Source organism: Commensalibacter communis (assembly GCF_947179015.1).
Lineage (GTDB): Bacteria > Pseudomonadota > Alphaproteobacteria > Acetobacterales > Acetobacteraceae > Commensalibacter > Commensalibacter communis.
In genome coordinates this window covers 1-4,883 of the sequence record NZ_CAMXCM010000021.1, presented here as the reverse complement: position 1 = coordinate 4,883, position 4,883 = coordinate 1, and the positions used below count along the sequence as shown (strand labels likewise).

Annotated in this window: 12 protein-coding genes and 1 pseudogene; 7 read left to right on the top strand and 6 right to left on the bottom strand. The window is 36.5% G+C overall.

All coding sequences use genetic code 11. The features are described from left to right. Positions 1–93: 93 nt before the first annotated feature. The 4 genes from PQG54_RS12230 to PQG54_RS12215 all read right to left on the bottom strand — a co-directional run bounded on the left by PQG54_RS12230 (position 94) and on the right by PQG54_RS12215 (position 1,318). On the bottom strand, positions 94–405 hold the full coding sequence (locus tag PQG54_RS12230; RefSeq protein WP_271807734.1) for a hypothetical protein: 312 nt from the start codon (positions 403–405) through the stop codon (positions 94–96). Next, positions 405–749, bottom strand: a complete 345-nt coding sequence (locus PQG54_RS12225) for a hypothetical protein (protein WP_271790817.1) — start codon at positions 747–749, stop codon at positions 405–407. Before PQG54_RS12225 ends, PQG54_RS12230 begins: the two co-directional genes overlap by 1 nt. An 87-nt stretch (positions 750–836) precedes the next feature. After that, a complete protein-coding gene (locus PQG54_RS12220; RefSeq protein WP_271790818.1) occupies positions 837–1,046 on the bottom strand; it encodes a hypothetical protein in 210 nt (69 codons plus the stop codon). Then, the gene (locus tag PQG54_RS12215; RefSeq protein ID WP_271790819.1) at positions 1,028–1,318 is read right to left on the bottom strand and encodes a hypothetical protein; all 291 of its coding nucleotides are present in this window, start codon (positions 1,316–1,318) and stop codon (positions 1,028–1,030) included. The genes PQG54_RS12220 and PQG54_RS12215 overlap by 19 nt, the downstream gene beginning before the upstream one ends. Positions 1,319–1,558: 240 nt before the next feature. On the opposite strand from PQG54_RS12215, the gene PQG54_RS12210 reads away from it, so the two are divergent. After that, a complete protein-coding gene (locus tag PQG54_RS12210) occupies positions 1,559–1,864 on the top strand; it encodes a DUF3892 domain-containing protein (RefSeq protein ID WP_271790820.1) in 306 nt (101 codons plus the stop codon). Here the strand turns inward: PQG54_RS12210 and PQG54_RS12205 are convergent. Further along, positions 1,861–2,061 carry a hypothetical protein gene (locus PQG54_RS12205; protein ID WP_271790821.1) on the bottom strand — a complete coding sequence of 67 codons (201 nt, stop codon included), beginning with the start codon at positions 2,059–2,061 and terminating at the stop codon, positions 1,861–1,863. The two genes, PQG54_RS12210 and PQG54_RS12205, sit on opposite strands and share 4 nt — an antisense overlap. Next, the gene (locus PQG54_RS12200; protein ID WP_271790822.1) at positions 2,058–2,297 is read right to left on the bottom strand and encodes a hypothetical protein; all 240 of its coding nucleotides are present in this window, start codon (positions 2,295–2,297) and stop codon (positions 2,058–2,060) included. The genes PQG54_RS12205 and PQG54_RS12200 overlap by 4 nt, the downstream gene beginning before the upstream one ends. A 104-nt stretch (positions 2,298–2,401) precedes the next feature. On the opposite strand from PQG54_RS12200, the gene PQG54_RS12195 reads away from it, so the two are divergent. The 6 genes and pseudogenes from PQG54_RS12195 to PQG54_RS12170 all read left to right on the top strand — a co-directional run. Next, positions 2,402–3,175, top strand: coding sequence for an XRE family transcriptional regulator (locus PQG54_RS12195; protein ID WP_271790823.1), 774 nt, complete (start codon positions 2,402–2,404; stop codon positions 3,173–3,175). Between the two features lie 171 nt (positions 3,176–3,346). Further along, entirely contained in the window at positions 3,347–3,616 is a 270-nt protein-coding gene (locus PQG54_RS12190; protein ID WP_271790824.1) for a hypothetical protein, read from the top strand. A 157-nt stretch (positions 3,617–3,773) separates the two neighbouring features. Then, the gene (locus PQG54_RS12185; protein WP_271790825.1) at positions 3,774–4,130 is read left to right on the top strand and encodes a helix-turn-helix domain-containing protein; all 357 of its coding nucleotides are present in this window, start codon (positions 3,774–3,776) and stop codon (positions 4,128–4,130) included. A gap of 136 nt (positions 4,131–4,266) precedes the next feature. Next, on the top strand, positions 4,267–4,485 hold the full coding sequence (locus PQG54_RS12180; protein WP_271790826.1) for a hypothetical protein: 219 nt from the start codon (positions 4,267–4,269) through the stop codon (positions 4,483–4,485). Beyond that, a complete protein-coding gene (locus tag PQG54_RS12175; protein WP_271790827.1) occupies positions 4,460–4,705 on the top strand; it encodes a hypothetical protein in 246 nt (81 codons plus the stop codon). The genes PQG54_RS12180 and PQG54_RS12175 overlap by 26 nt, the downstream gene beginning before the upstream one ends. After that, a pseudogene (locus PQG54_RS12170) lies at positions 4,698–4,883 on the top strand (hypothetical protein); the annotation flags it as partial. The gene PQG54_RS12175 and the pseudogene PQG54_RS12170, both read left to right, overlap by 8 nt.

Here is a 4,883-nt window from a genome sequence, read left to right as displayed (position 1 = left end):
GAGCTGTTAAATTGCACGATTGTAAGGCACCGTCATTTGCCCAATCATCCCAATAAAACTTTGACCATTTATATCCACTTTCCTTAGCAGCCATTACACGCTCTCCTCTTTGATAAGAACTAAATAACCGTCACGGTGGGGTTGTAGTCGTTTTGCGTGAATAAGCTCGTGAATGGATCGGTTAATCACCCATAAATTGAATCGTAGTTTCTCTGCGATTCGTTGACGCGTGATAAAACGAGAGGAACCTTTGGTGCTTTTTGGGGCAAAGGTCGCGTGTCTTAATAAATGCTGGTAGACCTCGTCGGTAATACGACTTAAAGTGCGCTGTTGATCGCTCTGCGCGCATATTGTAATCGCTGGGCGTATCTTAATGTTGTGGGGTGTTTGTTGTGGGTGAAGCATTATACATCCCTCTGGGCAAGCATGAGGAAACCGTCTTTATCACGGATCAGATAGCCTTTTGCCTCTAGTTGTTGAGCGGATTTACGAACATCCGATAGGCTAAGCAATGTTACCGAAATAAAATCCTCATCTGAGTAATGGCACAGTTCTTCAAAAGATATTTGAATTTCTTCATTGCAATCTTTGCGTAAATTTTTCTTTATAGTTAAAAGTATGCATAAAACCTCTTGAGAATATTCCGAAAGAATATCGAATTCATCTTCGATAATCTTCTTGGTATTACATACTATAACTTTGAAAACTTCTTTCTTTACAATTTGCCCGTTGTTCTCTATTTTTGTCATTGCTCATTCCTTTGGATTACAGAGCCATTGTGAAGGGCTCGGCGTCCAAACTTTGCACCCTCACAATGATTAAATTGATTGTTTTGACTATTCATGGACTTTCCAGCCGAGATAACCCCTTAACAATTTATTTTCATGCTTCAAGCATGCGGCATCTTCTTTCAAACGCCTGTGCTGTTGCCAAAATGTTCCTTGAATAATCGCAAAGCTGACAAAGCCAAGGCGCAACTCTTTATATTCGTCCCCGCTATCAAACCCAAAGCCCCGCCAAGCTGCGGTTATAATTGCTGTAAACATTTGCGAGTTTCCTTTACCATATCCATAATTTCCTTTTCTAATTCAGGACAATCTGCCATCAAGGTAATTAAGTCCTGCATTCTTGGGGCGTTCTTGCCATACAACCAGTTTTTAAACGTCACCATTGACCACCCGCGTTTTGCTGCAACAACTTTTGCTGCATTACGCAGATTCCCATATCGGTTTTGAATATGTCGTTGCGTCATTTCTACGCATAAATCATTTGTAATCATGGTAAAAAATTTACACTTTTTTTGACTAAAACTTTTCATTTAATTCCTCCATATTAACAATCACGGAATGATTGCTAATATGAAGGAAGACGGAAGGCATGAAACTGATGGATCAAAGCAATGATACAATCCAAAAGATTCATCTGGTTCATACTTTCCCCTTTCCCCTCAACGCATTGAAAAGAAAGGGCAGAGTATGGCGGGAAAGGAATTTGACTCCCTTTCCCATTTGCCCCATGATAAAAGTTACGACACAATTATAATCATGAGGAAACTGTTATGGCTAAATGGGCAGATTTTGTTATCACCGCCGTAAGATATGATGAAAACCAAGAACATATTATTAAAGTTAAACGTCGTCTTGATAATGGAGAGACTCTTGAAAAAGAAGAAGAACGAACGCGCTCGCAGGTAGTTAATGCTATTGAAAATAAAGGATACACTTACGTTACTTCCTATAAAAAAAATGGAGAGTGGTATAAAGGTAAAAATGTTAGTATTATTAAAGTTGATGGTAAAAAATACTTACGAACAGATTCTAATAAAACGACCCAAGATAATCTTGGTGAATTACCAGAGTTTTAATGATCCTCTGGAACAATAAATAAATGTTTGTTGCTCCATGCCCATCCAATAAAATCTGATACAGAGTAAACAAGATTACCATCAGTTGATGCAACTACTTTGGCTAGTTGCTCTCTGATTTTTTCTTCTGAAGAAAGAACATATTCTTTTGTTTCCTTGCTCCACTCATCTGGCTCATTATCTATATAACTACTCATCCCTCTACCCTTTCCTTTGGTCGTTCAATATAATCTGGCCATTGTTGATCCTCTGGCCAATGATCGGAGAGCCATTTAATTGCTTCTTGCAACTTGCGATAAGTCATGGAGGAATCCCCTGCTATTATCTTTTTCAACGTTGAGCCATTGTTCAAAACACGATTGGATAAAGTAGAAGCTGAAATTTTTTTGTATTCACAATACAGGCTGCATAAAAGAATGAATTTTTCGATCATTTTTCCTCCTAAAATATTAATATTGGAAATTTTTCCTAATTTCAAGAGAAAAAACGGAATTAATGACGAATGACGAAATAATGTAAATTGAGTAAAGATAACTTATGAAAAATAGAATTTTGCTAGATAAAATAAATGAAGTTCTTGAGAAAAAAAATATCAAACCTAGCCGCGCAGGTAGAGAAGCAGGGTTAGGTCCTGATTTTATCAGAAAACTAAAAACAAGCAAAAACTCTCCCAAAACAGAAAATTTGTTCAAATTAGCCAATTATTTAAATGTTGATCCGAACATTTTTTTTGATCCCATTGAAGAAACTATTCAAAAAATGGCTCTCTCCAAACGACCGATGGAATCATTACCAGAAATACAAACGCATGCTATACCCACTGAAACTATTTATATTAAAGGTGCTATCGAATCAAAAAAATGGACCGATGAGAAAGAGTGGCGCTCATACCAACATACTCCATTTATTGTCCCCAAACATGAAGATTTTCCATCCACTTCACTTTCTGCTTACATCATCAACGACGACTCTATGAACCTTATATACCCTAAGGGATCTATTCTAATAACATCACCTTTCGAAGAGTTGCAGAAAATGCCGGAAAATGGCGATACTGTCATTGTAGTTAAGTTTGATTGCATCCAAAGAACTTATGAAACAACCGCAAAAATTGTGCAATTTAGAGAGAATGGACAATTATATTTATGGCCAAAGACTGATAATCCCTTACTATTAGCTCCAACAATGCTACCTCGACTAACATTAAAATATTACAATCCCATGTTATCATTGAGTAGCGAAGAGCCAGATGTTGAGATTAAATCCTTAGTTATTGGCCATTATCAATTATCTCGAAAAATCTTTTTTTAATTTCGTCTTTTTTTCCTAAAATTTTATTGACATAGGAAAATTTTCCTATTAATTATATCTCTATGACCACAATGGTCATGGGGTTTTTGGTGTTATCGCCCACAGAATCAACACCATCAAAAAGACGCTTTTTCCAAATCGTCACCCCTTATTTTGTTAATGGAGGAAATTGTGGTCGATAAAGTTTGGCTGAATAAAAAAGAACTGAGAGAACGATTTGGTGGTGTTTCCAATACAGTAATCAACAATCTTATCGAAAAAAGAGGCTTTCCAAAATCTGTGCCTCTACTAGACAATATTTCAAATTATAAATGGTATCTTCCATCGATTGAAGAATGGGAACGCAAAGAAGTTATTAGATCAATGAAGCCTCAAAAAGATTCAGATTTAATGAAGGACGTTAAAACGCCAGATGTTGCGCTACGTGAAAGTAAGCACTGACCCAATGGGCAGACCATGACGGAATCGATACAGCCACGGTCTTAGTCTTATTTACGGGTCAAAGAGCAGTTGTTGATGTAAGTTTAGTTTAACGAAGTTTTAGTGTCAAGAAATATTTCGTTTGAATGTATTTATATAACTATGGACTTAATATAATATGAGCGATATGGCAGATAAAGAATTAAGCCCCGAAGAGAAGAACAGTAATGCTCAAATCATGTCCTCTGTTAGGAAATGGTTAGAGATTAAAAATGTTCAACAAGTTGATATTGTTAATCGCTATAACATATCCACAGGGACAATCTCAAAATGGATGAATGGTGGTATTTCGCCTAAGGCAAGTCAGCTAAAGTTAATCGCTGACATGCTTGGAATAGACCTTGTTACACTCTTAACATATCCATCTAATATAAACTCTGAAGATCGTTATAAAGAAGCGAAAGAAATAGCTCAACAACTTGACGACTCTGCCTATCAATCATGGATTAACATCGGTAAACAACTTACGAAATAATTTTTTTATTTCTTGACACGAAGTTATCAAATATATAGATTGCTTCGTATAACGAAGTTTAATGACTATAAAAAAAGGGACAGAGTTCGCACCTCCATCCCTTTTCCCCTCTCAACTAAGAAAGGAATATTTCCCAATGAAATATGAACAACAAATATTCAATCCTCAGGCGTGGAGTCAAGAGGATTTGCAAAAGAAAAAGCAATTAGAAGACGAAATCATCATGTTTGATCGTCTTACTGGTCAAAGATTTGCCTTTGACGCACGTACCGAACTTAATTCCCTGATCGAATCCAACAACAATCTGATCATCCCTGTGGAGAAATTTCATGGAAGACAAGCAAACGCTCTTTGAAATCAACACTGCAATTATAGAATTGATGAATCAGAAAGATAGGCATTTAAAATTAGCTCATGATTTCTCATTCTTTGCAGGTTTGACAAAGCAAGTAAAGTTTCATCAAAACGAAGCAGAATATTTACAAAACCGTATTGATAAACTGACGGACCATAAAGTCAATATCCTTAACCAATCCCAAAAACAATTCTTATCTTTGGAGGCAGTCAATGGTTAATTATCCTTCAAATTTTGAAATCACTGAGGCTGATATCTATTACGATATGCCAGCATCAATCTATCATAGTGATCCATGCCCTACCCCCAGCTTATCCAATAGCCTTATTCGGGATTTGCTAGACAAAAGTCCTTATCACGCAGCATGGAAACATCCAAGATTTATCACACCTAGCAAG